The 18,166-nt window shown below is 73.7% G+C and carries 18 protein-coding genes; 12 read left to right on the top strand and 6 right to left on the bottom strand.

All coding sequences use genetic code 11. The features are described 5' to 3' along the window. Window positions 1–35 precede the first annotated feature (35 nt). From ACGFIE_RS06815 to ACGFIE_RS06790, 6 genes are read left to right on the top strand one after another with little or no spacing between them, the layout of a single operon-like run. Entirely contained in the window at window positions 36–533 is a 498-nt protein-coding gene (locus ACGFIE_RS06815) for a 2Fe-2S iron-sulfur cluster-binding protein (protein ID WP_393293190.1), read from the top strand. Continuing rightward, window positions 530–1,513 carry an FAD binding domain-containing protein gene (locus ACGFIE_RS06810; protein WP_393291844.1) on the top strand — a complete coding sequence of 328 codons (984 nt, stop codon included), beginning with the start codon at window positions 530–532 and terminating at the stop codon, window positions 1,511–1,513. The genes ACGFIE_RS06815 and ACGFIE_RS06810 overlap by 4 nt, the downstream gene beginning before the upstream one ends. After that, window positions 1,510–3,600 (top strand): xanthine dehydrogenase family protein molybdopterin-binding subunit, encoded by a 2,091-nt coding sequence (locus tag ACGFIE_RS06805; RefSeq protein ID WP_393291842.1) that lies wholly within the window; start codon window positions 1,510–1,512, stop codon window positions 3,598–3,600. Before ACGFIE_RS06810 ends, ACGFIE_RS06805 begins: the two co-directional genes overlap by 4 nt. A gap of 28 nt (window positions 3,601–3,628) precedes the next feature. Next, window positions 3,629–3,994, top strand: coding sequence for a helix-turn-helix transcriptional regulator (locus ACGFIE_RS06800; protein ID WP_007460905.1), 366 nt, complete (start codon window positions 3,629–3,631; stop codon window positions 3,992–3,994). After that, window positions 3,994–4,635: an SRPBCC family protein gene (locus ACGFIE_RS06795; RefSeq protein WP_393291839.1), complete on the top strand. Its 642-nt coding sequence runs from the start codon at window positions 3,994–3,996 to the stop codon at window positions 4,633–4,635. The genes ACGFIE_RS06800 and ACGFIE_RS06795 overlap by 1 nt, the downstream gene beginning before the upstream one ends. Window positions 4,636–4,674: 39 nt before the next feature. Then, the gene (locus tag ACGFIE_RS06790) at window positions 4,675–5,178 is read left to right on the top strand and encodes an NUDIX domain-containing protein (RefSeq protein ID WP_393291837.1); all 504 of its coding nucleotides are present in this window, start codon (window positions 4,675–4,677) and stop codon (window positions 5,176–5,178) included. A 23-nt stretch (window positions 5,179–5,201) separates the two neighbouring features. Here the strand turns inward: ACGFIE_RS06790 and ACGFIE_RS06785 are convergent, their stop codons facing one another. The 3 genes from ACGFIE_RS06785 to ACGFIE_RS06775 form a co-directional block, all read right to left on the bottom strand. After that, window positions 5,202–7,148, bottom strand: a complete 1,947-nt coding sequence (locus tag ACGFIE_RS06785) for an ABC transporter ATP-binding protein (RefSeq protein ID WP_393293189.1) — start codon at window positions 7,146–7,148, stop codon at window positions 5,202–5,204. A 106-nt stretch (window positions 7,149–7,254) separates the two neighbouring features. Further along, the gene (locus ACGFIE_RS06780) at window positions 7,255–8,694 is read right to left on the bottom strand and encodes an ATP-binding protein (protein WP_393291835.1); all 1,440 of its coding nucleotides are present in this window, start codon (window positions 8,692–8,694) and stop codon (window positions 7,255–7,257) included. A gap of 55 nt (window positions 8,695–8,749) precedes the next feature. Next, on the bottom strand, window positions 8,750–10,408 hold the full coding sequence (locus ACGFIE_RS06775; protein WP_393291832.1) for an FAD-dependent oxidoreductase: 1,659 nt from the start codon (window positions 10,406–10,408) through the stop codon (window positions 8,750–8,752). A gap of 149 nt (window positions 10,409–10,557) precedes the next feature. On the opposite strand from ACGFIE_RS06775, the gene ACGFIE_RS06770 reads away from it, so the two are divergent. The 6 genes from ACGFIE_RS06770 (at window position 10,558) to ACGFIE_RS06745 (ending at window position 16,508) form a co-directional block, all read left to right on the top strand. Beyond that, entirely contained in the window at window positions 10,558–12,813 is a 2,256-nt protein-coding gene (locus ACGFIE_RS06770) for a hypothetical protein (RefSeq protein WP_393291830.1), read from the top strand. Between the two features lie 25 nt (window positions 12,814–12,838). Further along, window positions 12,839–13,330, top strand: a complete 492-nt coding sequence (gene smpB / locus ACGFIE_RS06765; protein ID WP_266243180.1) for an SsrA-binding protein SmpB — start codon at window positions 12,839–12,841, stop codon at window positions 13,328–13,330. A 91-nt stretch (window positions 13,331–13,421) separates the two neighbouring features. After that, the gene (locus ACGFIE_RS06760) at window positions 13,422–13,847 is read left to right on the top strand and encodes a molybdopterin-binding protein (RefSeq protein WP_393291827.1); all 426 of its coding nucleotides are present in this window, start codon (window positions 13,422–13,424) and stop codon (window positions 13,845–13,847) included. Beyond that, window positions 13,844–14,635 (top strand): molybdate ABC transporter substrate-binding protein, encoded by a 792-nt coding sequence (gene modA / locus ACGFIE_RS06755; RefSeq protein WP_393291825.1) that lies wholly within the window; start codon window positions 13,844–13,846, stop codon window positions 14,633–14,635. The genes ACGFIE_RS06760 and modA overlap by 4 nt, the downstream gene beginning before the upstream one ends. After that, entirely contained in the window at window positions 14,632–15,447 is an 816-nt protein-coding gene (locus tag ACGFIE_RS06750; protein ID WP_393291822.1) for an ABC transporter permease, read from the top strand. Before modA ends, ACGFIE_RS06750 begins: the two co-directional genes overlap by 4 nt. Continuing rightward, on the top strand, window positions 15,429–16,508 hold the full coding sequence (locus ACGFIE_RS06745; protein WP_393293188.1) for an ABC transporter ATP-binding protein: 1,080 nt from the start codon (window positions 15,429–15,431) through the stop codon (window positions 16,506–16,508). Before ACGFIE_RS06750 ends, ACGFIE_RS06745 begins: the two co-directional genes overlap by 19 nt. 108 nt (window positions 16,509–16,616) lie before the next feature. Here the strand turns inward: ACGFIE_RS06745 and ACGFIE_RS06740 are convergent, their stop codons facing one another. From ACGFIE_RS06740 to ACGFIE_RS06730, 3 genes are all read right to left on the bottom strand, one after another. Then, a complete protein-coding gene (locus ACGFIE_RS06740) occupies window positions 16,617–17,030 on the bottom strand; it encodes a type II toxin-antitoxin system Phd/YefM family antitoxin (RefSeq protein ID WP_358148490.1) in 414 nt (137 codons plus the stop codon). A 29-nt stretch (window positions 17,031–17,059) separates the two neighbouring features. Next, entirely contained in the window at window positions 17,060–17,632 is a 573-nt protein-coding gene (locus ACGFIE_RS06735; protein ID WP_393291819.1) for a GNAT family N-acetyltransferase, read from the bottom strand. Between the two features lie 79 nt (window positions 17,633–17,711). Continuing rightward, a complete protein-coding gene (locus tag ACGFIE_RS06730) occupies window positions 17,712–18,152 on the bottom strand; it encodes a hypothetical protein (RefSeq protein ID WP_393291816.1) in 441 nt (146 codons plus the stop codon). Window positions 18,153–18,166: the final 14 nt, after the last annotated feature.

The following is an 18,166-nucleotide window of genomic DNA, read 5'->3' as shown; positions in this document are numbered from 1 at the left end:
ACGAGACGACTACCGACGAGCGTCACTCGTCCCGGGTGGCGTTCGAGGTCAACGGTGACCGGCGGGAGCTGACGCTTGACAACCGCACCACCCTGCTCGACGCGCTGCGCGAGCACCTGGGCCTGACCGGGGCGAAGAAGGGCTGCGACCACGGCCAGTGCGGCTCCTGCACCGTGCTGCTGGACGGCCGCCGGGCAAAGAGCTGCCTCGTCCTCACGGTCACGGTGGACGGCCGGTCGGTGCTGACCGTCGAGGGGCTCGCCGGTCCGGACGAGCTGTCCCCGTTGCAGGCCGCGTTCATCGCCCACGACGCGTTCCAGTGTGGGTACTGCACCCCCGGGCAGCTCTGCTCCGCCCGGGGCATGCTCGACGAGGTCGCCCGCGGCTGGCCCAGCGCGGTCACCGACGACCTCGACTCGCCGCCCGAGCTGACCGACGCCGAGATCCGGGAGCGGATGGCCGGCAACCTCTGCCGCTGCGCCGCGTACCCACACATCGTCGCGGCCATCCGCGAGACGGCGGCCACGCCGTGAGGCCGTTCCGCTACCACCGGCCGGCCGACGTGGCCGACGCCGTCGCCGTGCTGGCCGGCGAGCCGCACGCCGCGTACCTGGGTGGCGGGACCAACCTGGTGGACCTGATGAAGCTCGGGGTGCAGCGGCCCGACGTACTGGTCGACGTCACCCGGCTGCCCCTGGACGCGGTCCAGGAGCTGCCCGACGGCGGGCTGCGGATCGGCGCGACGGTGCGCAACAGCGACCTCGCCGCCCACCCGGCGGTCCGCCGCGACTACCCGGTGCTGGCCCGCGCCCTGCTCGCCGCCGCGTCCGGCCAGCTGCGCAACCTGGCCACCACCGGCGGCAACCTGCTGCAACGCACCCGCTGCGTCTACTTCCAGGACACCGGCAAGGCGTGCAACAAGCGCGACCCGGGCAGCGGCTGCGCCGCCCTGCACGGGCAGAACCGCGACCTGGCCGTGCTGGACTGGTCCGAGCAGTGCGTCGCCACCCACCCGTCGGACCTGGCGGTCGCCCTCGCCGCGCTGGACGCCGTGGTGAAGGTGCACGACGCCGACGGCGCCCGCGACGTCCCGCTCGCCACGCTCTACCGCTCCCCCGGCACGCATCCGGAGCGGGAGACCACCCTGGCACGTGGCGCGTTGATCACCGCCGTACGCCTGCCGGCGCTGCCGGCCGCGCGCCGCTCGGCGTACCTCAAGGTGCGCGACCGGGCCTCGTTCGCCTTCGCGGCCGGCTCGGTGGCAGCGGTCCTCGACCTCGACGGCGACGTGGTCCGCGACGTCCGCCTGGCGTACGGCGCGGTGGCGCACCGGCCGTGGCGGGCGTACCGGGCGGAGGAGGAGTTGCGGGGTCGCCCGTTCAGCCCGGAACTGGCGGCGCGGGCCGCCGACGCCGAGCTGGCCGAGGCGCGACCGTTGCGGCACAACGGCTTCAAGCTGCCGCTGACCCGGGCCATCACGGTGCGGGTGCTCACCGAACTGGCGACGTCGTGAGCGCCGGGGCGGTCGGCCGGGCGTACCCCCGGCTGGAGGGTCGGGAGAAGGTCACCGGCACGGCCCGGTACGCGGTGGAGTACCCGACCGACGACGTCACCTACGGCTGGGTGGTGCCGGCGACCGTGGTCCGGGGCCGGATCACCCGCGTCGACGCGGACGAGGCGCTCGCGTCACCAGGCGTGCTGGCGGTGCTGCACCACGACAACGCGCCCCGGATCGCGCCCGGCCCGCAGCCGGAGCTGTGGCTGTTGCAGGAGCCCGCGGTGCACTACCGGGGGCAGTACGTCGCCGTGGTGGTGGCCACCAGCCTGGAGGCGGCCCGGGAGGGGGCCCGACTGCTCCGGATCGACTACGACACCGGCCCGCACAGCACCGTGCTCACCGACGACCATCCCGGCCTGTACAAACCGGAGCACGTCAACCCCAGCTACCCGACGGACACCGTCGAGGGCGACTTCGACGCCGGGTACGCGGCGGCGCCGGTGCGCGTGGACGCCACCTACCGGACGCCTGCGTACCACAACAACCCGATGGAGCCGCACGCGACGACGGCACGGTGGCAGGACGGACGGCTGCTGGTGCACGACTCCACCCAGGGCGCCGCGCCCGTGCAGGCGACGCTTGCCGAGCTGTTCGAGCTGCCCCGGGAGTCGGTACGGGTCATCGCCGAGCACGTGGGCGGCGGCTTCGGCAGCAAGGGGTACGCGAAGGCGTCCGTCGTGCTCGCCGCGCTCGCCGCCCGGCACGTGGACCGCCCGGTCAAACTGGCGTTGACCCGCCAGCAACTGTTCGGGCCGATCGGCTACCGCACCCCCAGCATCCAACGGGTCCGTCTCGCCGCCGACGCCGACGGGCGACTCACCGCGGTCTGCCATGACGCGATCAGCCAGACGTCGACCATCCGGGAGTTCGCCGAGCAGATAGCCGTCTACACCCGCAGCATGTACGCGGCGCCGCACCGGCGCACCACCCACCGACTGGTACGCCTCGACGTGCCCACGCCGTTCTGGATGCGCGCGCCCGGCGAGTGCCCCGGCGCGTACGCCCTGGAGTCGGCGATGGACGAGCTGGCGATCGCGGCCGGCGTCGACCCGGTGGACCTGCGGATCCGCAACGACGCGGCGGTCGACCCCGACCAGGGGCGACCGTTCACCAGCCGCAACCTCGTGGCCTGCCTGCGCGATGGGGCGCAGCGCTTCGGCTGGACCGGCAGGGATCCGACCCCCCGGGCCCGGCGCGACGGGCGCTGGCTGATCGGCACCGGGGTGGCCGGGTCGAGCTATCCGGCCCGGGCGAGGCCGTCGTCGGCGTCGGTGACCGCCCGGCCCGACGGCAGTTTCCTGGCCCGGATCGACGCCACCGACATCGGCACCGGCGCGCGGACGGCCCTCTGGCAGGTGGCCGCCGACGCGCTCGGGGTGCCGCCCGAACGGGTCGAGATCCGCATCGGCGACACCGACCTTCCGGTGGCCCCGCTGGCGGGTGGCTCGATGGGCACCGCCTCGTGGAGCTGGGCCGTGATCCGGGCCTGCGAGGCGCTGCGGAGCAAGCTCCGCGACGGTGTGCCGCCGGGTACCGAGGTCAGCGCCGAGGCGGACACCACCGACGAGGTGGGCGGGCAGCCCGAGCTACCCCGGTACGCGTACGGGGCGCAGTTCGTCGAGGTGCGGGTGGACGCGGACACCGGCGAGGTGCGGGTGAACCGGATGCTCGGCGTGTTCGCTGCCGGCCGGGTGGTGAATCCGACGACGGCGCGCAGCCAGCTCATCGGCGGCATGACGATGGGGCTGTCGATGGCGCTGCACGAGGAGGGTCTGCTCGACGAGCGCTACGGCGACTGGGTGAACCACGACCTGGCCACGTACCACATCACCGGCTGCGCGGACGTCGAGTCCGTCGAGGCGTACTGGCTGGACGAGTCCGACGACGAGCTGAACCCGGCCGGGGTGAAGGGCATCGGCGAGATCGGCATCGTGGGCGCCGCGGCGGCGGTCGCCAACGCGGTGCACCACGCCACCGGCGTCCGCGTGCGGGACCTGCCGGTCCGCCTCGACAAGCTGGTCGGAGTTTCAGGCTTGGCTTAAATAAGCCTGTGGTGATATAACTGTCGCCGTGCACGCCTTCGACGTACTGGGCGACCCGGTCCGGCGCCGCATCCTGGAGCTGCTCGCCGACGGCGAGCAGACCGCGGGCGCGGTCAGCGCCGTCATCCGCGACGAGTTCGGCATCTCCCAGCCCGCCGTGTCACAACACCTCAAAGTGTTGCGGGACAACGGCTTCGCCACCGTGCGGCCGGAGGGCGCCCGACGGCTGTACGCGGTGGACCCGCGCCCGTTGCGCGAGGTCGACGGATGGTTGGAGCACTTCCGCCGGTTCTGGGCGCCACCCCTGGCGGCACTCGCCACCGAGCTGGCCCGGGGCCGACGCGAGCGTCGCCTGCGCGGGCCCGCCGACCCACCCGACGAGAGGAACACCTGATGTTCGACGCGACCGAGCAGATCAACGCCGTCCAGCGGCAGGTCGGCAGCCGCACCCTGGAGGCCGGCGAGGCCCGGGTGACCACGATCAGCCAGACCTACCAGGCGACGGCCGACGATCTGTGGGACGCCTGCACCAACGTCGAGCGCATCCCGCGCTGGTTCCTGCCGATAAGCGGCGACCTGCGGTTGGGTGGGACGTACCAGCTCCAGGGCAACGCCGGCGGCACCATCGAGAGCTGCGAGCCCCCGCACCGCTTCACCGCCACCTGGGAGATGGGCGGCGACGTGAGCTGGATCGAAGTGCGGGTCACGCCTGTCGGCGACGAGCGGGCCCGCCTCGACCTCGACCACATCGCGCACGTCGACCAGGACCGGTGGGCGCAGTTCGGGCCGGGCGCCGTCGGCGTCGGCTGGGACCTGGGCCTGCTCGGTCTGGCCACGTACCTCTCCGGCGACGGCAGCGGTGTCCGACCGGAGGACAGCGCCGAGTGGGTCGCCTCCGCCGAGGGCCGACGCGCCATGGAGCTGAGCAGCCAGCTCTGGTGCGAGGCGAGCATCGCCGCCGGCACCGACCCCGACGAGGCCAAGGCCGCCGCGGAGCGCACCACCGCCTTCTACACGGGCGTCCCGCAGGCCTGAGCAGCTCCGACGACGGCGGTCCGGGTAACGTGCTGCGCCATGACCGGTACGCCGTACTCGCACTGCTCCTACTGCGGCGCCGCCTACCCGGCGGCGGCCGGGTGGCCGCGGGTCTGCGCGGTCTGCGGCGAGACCGTCTGGCGCAACCCACTACCCGTCGCGGTGGCGGTGCTCCCGGTCCGCACCGCCGACGGCCTGGGCGTGGTGGTCGTCCGGCGGGACATCGAACCGGCCCGCGGGCAGCTCGCGCTGCCCGGCGGATTCATCGAGTACGGCGAGGAGTGGTCCGACGCGCTCGTTCGTGAGCTGCGGGAGGAGACCGGGCTGGTCGCGGCGGCCGAGGATGCCCGGCTCCTCGCCGTGCGCGGCGCCCCGGCGGGCGGCACCATGATGGTGTTCGGGGTGCTTCCCGAGCGGGCTGTCGAGGACCTGCCGCCGTCGGCGCCCACCGAGGAGGCGACCGAGTGGCTGGTGCTCACCGACCCGGTCGAGCTGGCGTTCTCCACCCACACCCGGGTCCTGGCCGACGTCCTCAACGGCTGACGCAGGGCCCGCGTGGGGTGGGGTCAGTGGCTCGCGGCGTCGGTGGCGCCGGCCCGGTAGCCGCTGGCCTGCAGCTCGAACAGCTCGCGGTAGAGGCCGCCGGCCGCCATCAGCTCGTCGTGGTTGCCCTCCTGGATGAGGCGACCCCGGTCCATGACGAAGATCCGGTCGGCGTGCCGGACGTTGGCCAGCCGGTGGGTGATCAGGACCACCGCCCGGTCGGGTCGACGGCGCAGGTGCTGGAACAGGGCGTGCTCGGCGCGGGCGTCCAGGGCGGCCGACGGCTCGTCGCAGATCAGCAGGGCGGCATCGCGATAGAGGCCGCGCGCGGCGACCAGCCGCTGCCACTGCCCGCCGGACAGCTCATGACCGTTCTTGAACTCCCGGTCGAGCAGGGTGTCGTAGCCGTGCGGCAGACCGACGATCATGTCGTGGGCCGCGGCCGCGTCGGCGGCCTCCTGCACATCGGGGCCGGGGTGCTCGGGCGTACGGTCGTGCCGGCCCACCCGGATGTTCTGCCCGGCCGTGAACGGGAACTTCCAGTACTCCTGCGTCATCACGGCCACCTGCCCGCCGAGCGTGCGCGGATCCAGCTCGGCGGCGTCGACGTCGTCCCAGCGGATCGTCCCACCGGTCGGCCGGTAGAGCCCGGCGATCAACTTGGCCAGGGTGGTCTTGCCGGAGCCGTTCTCGCCGACCAGCGCGATCACCTCACCGCGCCGGATCGTCAGGCTGACCCGGTCCACCGCAGGCGCGTCGGTGTCGGGGTAGCGCAGGCTCACCTCGTCGAGGTCGATCGTCTCGACGCCGTCGACAGTCCGATCACCGCCGACGGGCACCCGGCCCTGCGCCCGCGTCAGGAAGTCCCGGTAGTCCTGGTAGTAGAGGGCGTCCTCGTACAGCGAGTTGGTGGCGACGACGGCGACGCCCAGGCTGGTCCGCGCGGACTGCAGGGCGAGCAGGGCGGTGGCCGCGGCGGCGAGGGCGACCATGCCGGCGAGGAGCAGCCCGCCGAGCACGGCGTACACCCCGAAGGTGGCCAGGCCCGCCACTGTGGCGCCGGCCACGCGGGTGCCGGTCTGCGAGCGGACCAGCCGCAGCTGGGCGCGGGTCTCGACGGCCATCACCGCGCGGTACTCGGCGAGCAGGAAGTCGCGCATCTGGTAGGCGCGCACCTCGGCGGCGGTGTGCCGGTTGGCCATCAGGTGGGCGAGCATCCACATCCGCCGCCGGCGGGTGATGCGCGCCAGCATCGCCAGGTACTCCCGGCGGGCCATCCGCACCGCGGTGATCGCCTGGGGCACGGCCGCGAGCAGCAGGCAGGGCAGCAGCAGCGGCTGGATGACAGTCACGGCCACGGCGGTGGCGAGCATCCCGACCACGCCGGTGACCAGATTGACGGTGTGGTCGACGATCCACGCCGCCTCGCCCATCCCCCGGTCGCGGACCCGGTCCATCTCCTCGGCGAACCCGGCGTCGTCGAACGCGGCCAGGTCCACGGCGGTGGTGGCCTCGAACAGCCGCAGCTCCACCTGGTAGTTGATCTGCGGGGTGAGCCGCGCCTGGGCCCAACCGGCCGCGATCGTCAGACCGCCGCGCGCCGAGACCGCCGCCGCGGCCACGACAAGTGCCGGCAGGGCGGAGCGCACCCGGTCCGGGGTGGGCCCGGCGGCGAAGAGTTCCCGCAGCACGGTGGTCGTGGCGAGCAGGCCGAAAGTGGTCATCACCCCGGCGGCGACGTTCAGGCCGATGGAGGCGACGGTGTCCACGCGGTTGGTGGTCCAGGCCAGCGCCACCGCCTCACGGACGAGTCGGGGCAGTCGTCGGGCCACGGCCCAGAAGCTGGTGTGCGCGAACGTGGTGGCATGGTGCATCCACGCGGCGTCCTCCAACTCCGGCAGCATGGAGGCGTCGTCGGGCGGGTCGAGCGGCTGGTCGTCGTCGTGGGGCGCGGTGCGCGGGCGGGCCATCGAGTCCACGGACGCTCCTCGGGGGGAGGGAAGCACGAACGCCGCCCGAGACTACTGCCCGCGACTTGCCGATGTCTCTAGGTAGTCGGCGCGTCGTACGGGTGTTTCACAAACTCGGCGTCACGTCCTCGGTGATCGGCAGCAGCACCCGGAACGTGGTGTTCCCGGGCTCGGTCTCCACCCGGATGTCGCCGTGGTGCTTGTTGACCACGATCCGGTACGAGATGTCCAGCCCCAGACCCGTGCCCGCGCCGACCGGCTTCGTGGTGAAGAACGGCTCGAAGATGCGCGGGCGCACCTCGGGCGGGATACCGGGACCGGTGTCGCTGATCTCCACCGCCAGCAGGTCTCCGACCTGGCCGGTGCGGACGGTCAGCACGCCCTTCTCCCCCATCGCGCCGAGCGCGTTGTCGATCAGGTTCGTCCACACCTGGTTCAGCTCGGCCGCGTACGCCGGGATCGGCGGGAGCGACCTGTCGTACTCGCGGACGAGCTTGACCTCGGCGGGGATCTTGCCCTTGAACATGACAAGCGTGGCGTCGAGCAGGTCGTGCACGTCCACCACCAGGTGCGGCGCGCGGTCCAGCTGGGAGTACTGCTTGGCGGCACCCACCAGCCCGGAGATCCGGGTGACCGCGTCGCCGATCTCGCGCATCAGCAGCTCGGTGTCGACGGTGTAGGAGAGCCACCGCACCGCGGCCTCCAGGTCCGCCGGGCCGACGGCAGCCTTCACCTGCCCGAGCCAGGCCGTGTCCAGACCCCCGGCGACCAGGATGGGCGCCAGGTCCCAGGCGCCGCCCACGCCGTGCTCCTCCAGCCAGTCGGTGAGGGTGTCCTCGGCGTCGGCGGTGGCCATCGGGGTCAGCTTCGGCGCGGTGGCCACCCGCGCCACCGCCTCCTCCTGCAACGAGACAAGGCCGTGCAGCGCCCTACCGTCGAGCCGGCCGTCGGCGATCATGGCGAGCTTGTGCCGCATGCCCGCGACCCGATCACGCAGCACCGACGTGGCCCGCACCGCCGCCGCGGCCGGGTTGTTGAGCTCGTGGGTCAGTCCCGCCGACAGCGAACCGAGCGCCAACAGCCGCTCCCGTTCGCCGACGATGGTCTGGCTGTTCCGCAGGCCGAGGAACAGCCCCTCCAGCAGGTGCATGGGCATCGGGAACCAGGACCGCAGGGCGTACGCGAAGTCCTCCGCCGGCAGCACGAAGAAGTCCGAGTCGACGAGCGCCCGCATGCTGTTGCGGTAGATCTGGTCGACCTGGTCCCCCAGGTACGCCTGGACCGCCCCGCCGTACACCCCACGCTGGTCGGTGCGACTGACCTCGATGTCGTCGCCGCGCACCTGCCGGCTCAGCGCCACCGCGCCACGCAGCAACACGAAGAAGCAGGTGCCGGGCTCACCCTCGGCGTACACCAGGGTGCCGCCGGCACGTTGCTCGACGCGCCCGCGCTCCGCCAGCCAGGCGCGCTGGGAGTCGTCGAGGGACTCGAACAGGAACAGGTCACGCAGCTGCGCGGGCGTCAACCGCTCCGACGGGGTGGTCATGAGGACTCCTTTGTTCGCGACTGCGGGGCTCGCAAAACCGGCTCACTCCTCGCGCTCACTGGGCCTCCAGGTAGCGGTGCACGAGCGAGACGGCCATCGCGCCCTCGCCGACGGCCGAGGCAACCCGCTTGACCGACTCGGCGCGGACGTCCCCGGCGGCGAAGACCCCCGGCACGCTGGTCTCCAGGTGGTACGGGTCGCGCGACAGCGACCAACCGGCCGGACGCCTACCACCGGCCAACAGGTCCGGGCCGGTGACGATGAAGCCGCGCCCGTCGCGGACGAGCACCCCGTCCAGCCAGTCCGTGCGGGGCTCGGCGCCGATGAAGATGAACAGCCAGGACGTGTCGACCGAGCGGGCCTGCCCGGTGCGGGTGTCGCAGAGGGTGAGCTGTTGCAGGTGGTCCTGCCCGGTGCCGCCGACCACCGCCGTGTGCGGGTGCACGGTGATCCGGTCGATGCGCTCCAGCTGGTCGATCAGGTAACGCGACATCGACGCCGTGAGGTCCGCGCCGCGGATCAGCAGGTGGACGCGGGCGGCGTACCGGGAGAAGTGCACGGCGGCCTGGCCGGCCGAGTTGGCCCCGCCCACGATGTAGACGTCCTGGTCGACACAACTGGGCGCCTCGGTGGCGGCGGCCCCGTAGAACACCCCCCGGCCGGTGAAGTCGGCAAGCCCCGGCGCGTCGAGCACCCGGTAGGAGACCCCGGTGGCCAGCACCACTGTGTGCGCGGCGATCTCGCTGCCGTCGCCGAAACGCAGCAGCCGGGCCCCGCCGGCCTCGCTCAGGCCGACCACCTCCCGGGCGCTGAGCAGCTCGGCGCCGAACTTCACCGCCTGCCGTCGGGCCCGGTCGGTCAGCTGCGCGCCGGAGACGCCGTCGGGAAAGCCCAGGTAGTTCTCGATCCGGCTGCTCTGCCCGGCCTGCCCGCCTGTCGCCCGCCGCTCGACGAGGACGGTGCGCAGCCCCTCCGACGCGCCGTACACGGCCGAGCCCAGGCCCGCCGGACCGCCGCCGATCACCACGAGGTCGTAGAAGTCGGACGCCGGCACCACCGTCAGCCCGGCCAGCGCCGCCAGCTCGGTCTCGTTGGGGGCCACCAGAGCCTTGCCCTCGGCGGTCACCACCAGGGGTACGTCCGCCTCGGTGGCCCCGGCCGCGTCGAGCAGGCGGGCGCCCTCCGGGTCGTCGGACAGCAACCAGCGGTACGGCACGAGGTTGCGGGCCAGGAAGTCACGGACCTTGAACGACGGCGCCGACCAGCGGTGCCCCACGACCCGAATCTCGGTGGTCGCCGCGTCCGGGGTGACCGACCACGCCTCCAGCAGGCCGTCGACCACCGGATACAGCTTCTCCTCCGGCGGGTGCCAGGGCTTGAGCAGGTAGTGGTCCAGATCGACCACGTTTATCGCCTCGATCGCCGCGTCGGTGTCGGCGTACGCGGTGAGCAGCACCCGGCGGGCGGCCGGGAAGATGTCCATGGCGGCCTCGAGGAACTCGACGCCTGTCATCTCCGGCATCCGATGGTCGGCCAGCAGCAGCGCCACCTGCTCACCGCGCAGCTTGACCTCCCGCAGCGCGTCCAGGGCCTCCGGCCCCGAGGCGGCGCGCAGCACCCGGTAACGGTCGCCGTAGCGGCGCCGGATGTCGCGGGCAACCGCCCGGGACACCGCGGGATCGTCGTCGACGGTCAGGATCACCGGGTTTGCCATGGCGCCAATAGAACCACCCTCCGGGGCCCGGTCGCACCACCACGTGGGCGGCGACGCATGGTTGACCCGGCCCGGGACGGGTAAGCCGCACCGCCGCGCGGGCGGCCAGGATCGCCGACCGGCCGGCGGTCGCACACCTCGGGGGGCCCATGGCGGACGCGTCGCCGACCGAACCCACGATGTCGGGTCGGGTCGTGGAGCTGCGGGTGCACGGCGTGTCCGGGGCGAGCGCCGACCAGGTGCTCAACCGACCGCACGTGCACCAGGTCGCCGGGGACCGCAGCGGAGGGTTCTTCCGCCCGCGTCCGGGCTACCCGGACTCGACAGGCACGGACGGGATCACGCTGGAGGCGTACCGCTGGAGCGATCTGCCGTCCGGCACCGCCGTGCGGACGCTGTCGCTGGTGTTCCTGCTGCCGTTCATGCTCTGCAACGTGGCGCTCTGGATGCGCCCGGCGAGCCTCTCGGGGAAGCACGTCATCGTCGCGCTGTGCCGGGTGCTCGCGCTCACCCTCACGATGCTCTACGTGCTCTCCATCGTCGGGATGGCTGTGGACCTCATCGCCTGGCGCTGCATGGGCGCCCCGACCTGCACGGCCGGACGGAGCTGGCTCTCCTGGCTCGGCGGCCGTCCGCCCGGGATACGGCTGGGCGTGGCGGCCCTGGTGCCGGTCGCCGCCATCGGGATCGTGTGGTGGCTCGGCGCGCGGCCCAGCCACTCGTTCGACGCCTTCCGCACCGGGGCGACCCAGGAGACCTCCGCCCAGCACCTGAGCGCGGTCGGCCAGTGGGACGGCAGCCCGGTGGTGGGGCGGCTGCGCTCGGTGCACGTCGCGGCCGCGTTCGCCACGCTGGACGGGAGCCTGCTGGCCGCCTGGGACAGCCAGAACGAGTCGGTGGTGCGGGCCGCGCTGGCGGTCGCGACCGGGGCCGTGCTGCTCGCCTGCGTGGTCCTGCTGACGAAGGTGCGGGACATGGACCGGCCCAGCCCGGTGCCCCGGCTGGAGGCGGTCACGCGTGGGCTCCGCACGATCGCCTGCGGCCTGACGATCCTGGTGATCGCGTACACCCTGACCAGCCACGAGCCGTGGCCGCGAAGCAGGATGCTGCCCGGGTACAGCGCCACGGTGGCGTGGCTGTTCGTCAGCCAGACCGTGCTGCTGGTGATCCTCGCGGCGGTGGTGATCTGGGGGCGCGGCCGGGGGCGACGCCCCGACGGGCAGCGGCTCCCGCGGCTGCGCGCCATGGGCGCTCCGGTCTTCGTCACGATCGGCGCCGGGCTCGCGGTGGCGTTCTCCGCCGAGTTGGTCTACCGGATGGCCGACGTGTTGGACCGCGACGGTGGGCGCAATGCGCAGGAGGCGTTCGGCCCGCCGCTGGCGTACAAGTGGGCGATCTTCGGGTTTTTCCTGGCCGTGCTGGCCGCGCTGCTGGTGGGCGCGCTTGTCACAGTGGCCACCCGCCGCAGCCGGTGGCGGGCCGCGCGGGCGATCGTGGCCGCCGACTTTCCGCACGCGCCGCCGGAGGCGGCGGGGCGGCTGCGCCGGGTCGAGCAGGCGGTCGCCCGGGCCCGGTTCACCGAACGGCTGGAACCCCTCACCGTGGTCTACGCCGCGTCCGCCGCGCTCGGACTGGCCACCAGCCTGCTCGGCCTGCTCCAGCTCTATCCCGGGGACGTGTTCCAGCGGTACGTCGGCGTGCCCGAGAGCCTCGTCAACTTTCTCATCGGAGCGGGCAGCTACGCGATCGCCGCGATCCTGGTCGGGCTCGTGATCGGCGGCATCTTCGCCTACCGGACGGCCGGGTTCCGGCGGTACGTGGGCGTCCTGTGGGACCTGGGCACCTTCTGGCCCCGGGGGGCGCATCCCTTCGCCCCGCCCTGCTACGCCGAACGGGCCGTGCCGGAGCTGACCAAGCGGATCACCTACCTCGTGGACCAGGGCGCCGGAGTGCTGCTGGCGGGGCACAGCCACGGCTCGGTGCTGCTCGCTGCCACGCTGCTGCAACTGCCGCCCCGGGTCACCGACCGGGTGGCCCTGCTCACCTACGGGTCGCCGCTGAGCCGGCTGTACGCGCGGCTGTTCCCCGCCTACGTCGACGAGTCGTCGCTGCGCGAGATCGGCGAGCGGGTCGGCTGGCGCTGGGTGAACCTGTGGCGCGACACCGACCCGATCGGTGGGTGGATGTTCGTCGGTCGCCGACCCGGGGACACCGGGACGTCGACCGGGCCGGAGGCGGCGGTGGACCGCCGGTTGACCGACCCGCAGGGCGTGGTGCCGCCACCCAGCGACAGCGTGCCGCCGCCGATCCTGGGCCACTGGCCGTGCGAGGGGCAGGACGAGTTCACGCAGGCGGTGCGGGACCTCACGGCGGGGCTGCGCGCCGAGCGCCGGACGACCGACTGAGGCGGCGGCCGGATATCGTCGTCGGGTGAGCCCGTCCAAACCCCCCGAGCGTCGACTGATCGCCTCGAACAAGAAGGCCCGGCACGAGTACACCGTGCTGCGCACGTACGAGGCGGGGATCGTGCTGGTCGGCACCGAGGTGAAGTCGCTGCGCGAGGGGCGGGCGTCGCTGGTGGACGCGTTCGCGCACGAACGCGACGGCGAGATCGTGCTGTACGGACTGCACATCGCCGAGTACAGCTACGGCACGTGGACCAACCACGCGCCGCGCCGCAACCGCAAGCTGCTGCTGCACCGCTCCGAGATCGGCCGGATCCTGGAGAAGGTGCGCGAGGGCGGCGTGACGCTGGTGCCCCTGTCGATGTACTTCGACAACGGCTGGGCCAAGGTCGAGCTGGCCCTGGCCAAGGGCAAGCGCGCGTACGACAAGCGGCAGACCCTCGCCGAGCGCGACGCCAACCGCGAGATCGCCCGGGAGTTGGGCCGGCACCTCAAGGGTCATCCCCGCCGTCCCTGACCGCATCTGCGGCCAATTGACCGCCAGCGCGACGCAGAAGCTAGACGTTGCACTCTTCCCCGCTCGCAGATGCGAGGGCTAGGGTGGCCCGGTGACGATGTTTCGCATCGGCGAGGCCGCCGAACTGCTCGGCGTCAGCGCCGACACGATCCGCCGGTGGGTGGACGCCGGACGGCTGCCCGCCGGGCGCGACGAGCACGGCCACCGCGTCATCGACGGCGTCGACCTGGCCGCGTTCGCCCGCGCGCAGGCCGCCGACCCGGACGCGGGCGCCGAGTTCTCCTCCGCCCGCAACCGGCTGCGCGGCATCGTCGTCGACGTCCGCAAGGACACGGTGATGGCCCAGGTCGACATCCAGGCCGGGCCGTTCCGGGTGGTGTCGCTGATGAGCCGCGAGGCGGTGGACGACCTCGACCTGCGGGTCGGGTCGATGGCCGTCGCCGTGATCAAGTCGACGACGGTCGTGGTGGAGCGCGCCGCGCCCGCCATGCCCACCCGGGCAAGGACCGGCGGATGAGCGGCCGGCGCAGGCTCGCGACGCTGACCGCCGGGGTCGCGACCGCCGTGCTGGCGCTGGCCGGCTGCGGTGGGGGCGACGACGCCCCGGCGACAGGCGCCGACGGCCGGGTCACCGGCACGGTGACCGTGTTCGCCGCCGCCTCACTCACCGAGTCGTTCACCCGGATCGCCAGGGACTTCGAGGCCGCCAACCCGGGCGTCACCGTCACCCTCAACCTCGCCGGCAGCTCCGCCCTGGCCAACCAGATCAACCAGGGCGCCCCGGCGGACGTCTTCGCCTCGGCGGCACCGAAGAACATGGCCACGGTGACCGAGGCCGGCAACGCCGAGGGCACGCCGAGCGTCTTCACCCGCAACCAACTCGTGATCGCCGTGCCGCGCGGCAATCCGGCGGGCGTCAGAGGGCTGTCCGACCTGGCCCGCCCCGGGGTGCAGGTGGCGCTCTGCGCCGAGCAGGTGCCCTGCGGGGCGGCGGCGCGTACCGCCCTGACCGCGGCCGGCGTCGCGTTGACCCCGGTCACCCTTGAGCAGGACGTCCGGGGCGCGCTCGCCAAGGTCAAGCTCGGCGAGGTCGACGCGGCCCTCGTCTACCGCACCGACGCCCGCGCGGCGAGCGCCGACGTGGCCGGCATCGAGTTTCCCGAGTCGACGCGGGCGATCAACGACTACCCGATCGTCGCCTTGCGGGACGCGCCGAATCCGGCCGGCGCGCGGGCCTTCGTCGCGTACGTCCACTCGGCGCCGGCACAGACGGTCCTCGCCGGGGCCGGCTTCCAGTCGCCGTGAGCGGGGTCCTTACCGCCGCCGTGCCGCGCCGACGGGGGCGGGTGCCGGCGGCGCTGCTGATCCCGGCCGGGCTGGGCCTGCTCTTCCTCGTCCTGCCGTTGGCCGGGCTGGTGGTCCGGGCGCCGTGGACGACGCTGCCGCAACGGCTCACCGCGCCGGGGGCGCTGACCGCGCTGCGGCTGTCGGTGCAGACCGCGACCCTGGCAACCCTGTTCTGCCTGCTGCTCGGAGTGCCGCTGGCCTGGCTGTTGGCCCGGGTCGAGTTTCCCGGCCGCCGGCTGGTCCGCGCCCTGGTCACCGTGCCGCTGGTGCTGCCGCCGGTGGTCGGCGGCGTTGCGCTGCTGCTGGTCTTCGGCCGGCGCGGGCTGCTCGGCGGCTGGCTCGACGCCACGTTCGGCGTCACCCTGCCGTTCACGACCGCGGGCGTGGTGCTGGCCGAGGCGTTCGTCGCCATGCCGTTCCTCGTCATCGCCGTGGAGGGTGCCCTGCGTGCCGCCGACCACCGCTACGAGGAGGCCGCCGCGACGCTCGGCGCCGGCCGCTGGACCACCTTCACCCACGTCACGCTGCCCCTGGTGGCACCGGGGCTGGCCGCCGGCGCGGTGCTGTGCTGGGCGCGCGCGCTTGGCGAGTTCGGCGCCACCATCACCTTCGCCGGCAACTACCCCGGGCGTACGCAGACGATGCCGTTGGCCGTCTACCTGGCGTTGGAGACCGACCTGGAGTCCGCGATCGTGCTCAGCCTGGTGCTGCTGATCGTCTCGGTGGGCATCCTGGCCGCGCTGCGGGACCGCTGGATGGCCGGCCCGTGACCGCGCTGCTCGACGCCCGGCTCGTCGTCGACCGGGGCGCCTTCCGGTTGGACGTGCCGCTGCGGGTCGCGTCCGGCGAGGTCGTGGCGCTGCTCGGGCCGAACGGCGCCGGCAAGACCACCGCGTTGCGCGCGCTGGCCGGGCTGCATTCGCTCACCGCCGGGCACGTCACCCTGGACGGCGTCGACCTGGATCGGCCGGCGGACCGGGGCTGGGTGCCCACCGAGCGCCGGCCGATCGGCGTGGTCTTCCAGGACTACCTGCTCTTTCCGCACCTCGACGCGCTGGACAACGTGGCCTTCGGGCCGCGCCGCCACGGTGTCGACAGGCGGGCGGCGCGGGCCACCGCCCGCGCCTGGCTGGACCGGGTGGGCCTGGCCGGCAAGGCCCACCGCCGGCCCCGGCAGCTCTCCGGCGGGCAGGCGCAGCGCGTGGCGCTGGCCCGCGCGCTTGCCGTCGAGCCGTCGCTGCTGTTGCTCGACGAGCCACTCGCCGCCCTGGACGCCCGCACCCGCCTGGACACCCGCGCGGAGCTGCACCGCCACCTGACCGCCCACCCGGGCGCCACGGTGCTTGTCACCCACGATCCGCTGGACGCCCTGGCGCTGGCCGACCGTCTGATCATCGTGGAGGGTGGGCGGGTGGTGCAGGAGGGCGACGGGCCGAGCGTCACCGCCCGTCCGCGCACCGACTACGTGGCCCGCCTGGTCGGGTTGAACCTCTATCGGGGCCGGGCCGAGGGCCACGGGGTACGCGTCGCGCCGGAGCTGACCCTCACCGTGGCCGACCGGCTCGACGGGGACGCGTTCGTCGCGTTCCGCCCGGCGGCGGTGGCCCTGCACCCGGCCCGGCCGGACGGGAGCCCTCGTAACACCTGGGCGGGCACAGTGGCCGGCGTGCAGCGCCACGGCGACAACGTGCGCGTGCAGGTGGACGGGCCGATCGGCGTGGCCGCCGACGTCACGCCGGCCGCCGCGGCGCACCTGCGGCTGATCCCCGGCCAGCGGGTCTGGGTGGCGGTCAAGGCGACCGAGACCCACGCCTACCCGGCCGCGACCTGACGCCTGCGCGGCGCGAGCGCTCGGGGTCCGCCGCCTCCACGGCTCGTGCCGAGGCGGCGACGGCGAAGGCCGAGGCGAAGGCGGCTCGGGGCCGGCGACGGGTGGCGGTCAGTCGGTGAGGAGGTCGGCGTGCGCGGCGCGCAGCCGCGACAGGGCCGGATCGCTGCCCGGAACGACGCGGCGGTCCAACTCGGCCCACACCTCGGCCAGCGCCGCGCGGACCGCCCCCAGCTCGGCGGCGTGCCGCTGGCCGCTGCGCCGATGCTGCTCCTCGAGGCGGCGGGCCCAGCCGGCGGTGACCGCGGCGAGCCGGTCGGCGTCGGCTCGGGCCTGCGCGCCACTGCGGGCCGCGGCGGCGGGGACGATCGCGGCGACCGGGCGCGGGTCGCCGTCGCGGGTGACGACGGTGACGGCGTCGGTCAGCTCGGCCAGCGCGACGAGCTGACTGAACCGGGTGCGCGCCTCACGCAGCGGCACGGAACGCGGCGGGTCGGAATGCGGGGTGAGCGCGGGGACGGCCATGAATGCATGGTGCCGCCGGGGTACGACAACTATTCGGGATCGTCTGTGGACGGTGGGTGCGCCTCCCGCCACTCGTCCGCCAGCACCGACCAGATTTCCAGGTCGATGCGCCCGCGCGGGCTCGGGTAGACCTGACGCAGCGTGCCGTCGTGGCGCAGGCCGAGCCGGCGGGCCAGGGCGATGCTGCGGGTGTTGGCCGCGTTGGTGCGCCACTCGACGCGCTGGATGCCGCGCTCGCGGACCGCCCAGTCGATGATCCGGCGGACCGCGGGGGCGATCATGCCCCGGCCCTGCGCCGCCGGTTCCAGCCAGCAGCCGACCTCGCAGACACCGAGCGTGACGTCGAACGACACGAACATGACCCCGCCGACCAGGGTGCCGCGCCACCACAGGCCCCAGATGCCGCCGGAGTCGGTAGCCCAACGGTCGGCGTAGCGCTGCAACACCGCGCGGGCCGACGGCAGGTCGGTGGCGACGAAGGAGGGCGACACCCAGGGGCGGATGTGCTCGCGGGCGCGGTCCAGGTGGGCGAGGAACTCCTCGGCCCGCCAGGGGTCCAGCGGGCGCAGCTCGACATCCTCGCTCAGCGGCAGGGCGAACACCGGGCCTCCCCCGACGGTTGGGTGTCACGACGACGGCTAGCAGGCTCGCACAGGTCCGCCGGCTCGTCCCGGCCGGGTCTCAGACCGGCAGGTACGTCCGCAGGGCGGCGAACTGGACCACGGTCAGGTACGAGGGGTTCGCCGCCTGCGGCTGACGGAACACCTCCAGGGCGGCGAGCCGGTCGTCGGCGCGCAACGCCGGCCGGGGCACCCGGTCTTGTTCGGGGAGGATGGGCAGCTCCAGGGGCACCGACCAGGGCTGGCCCGGTGGCCCCGGCTCGGCCACGCCGGTGACCCGCCCGATGCCCCACACCCCGTACGGCAGGCGAGCACGGCTGCCGCTGGCCCAGAACACCACCCGCTGCCCGGCGCGCATCAGCCGGGCCCGGTAGCCAGGGCGTAGGCACCAGCTCGTCACCAGCGGCTCGCGGGCGAACCGGGCGGTGAGGTCGACAGTGTCCGCGTTGCCCTTGATCAGCCAGGCGCCGAGATCGTCGAGGCGCACCAGTAGCTCGGTCATCGCCTCATCCTGCC

Origin of the sequence: Micromonospora sp. NPDC049275, from assembly GCF_043197115.1 — a bacterium.
In the GTDB taxonomy this organism is placed as follows: Bacteria; Actinomycetota; Actinomycetes; order Mycobacteriales; family Micromonosporaceae; genus Micromonospora.
This window is presented reverse-complemented; position numbering and strand designations above follow the sequence as displayed.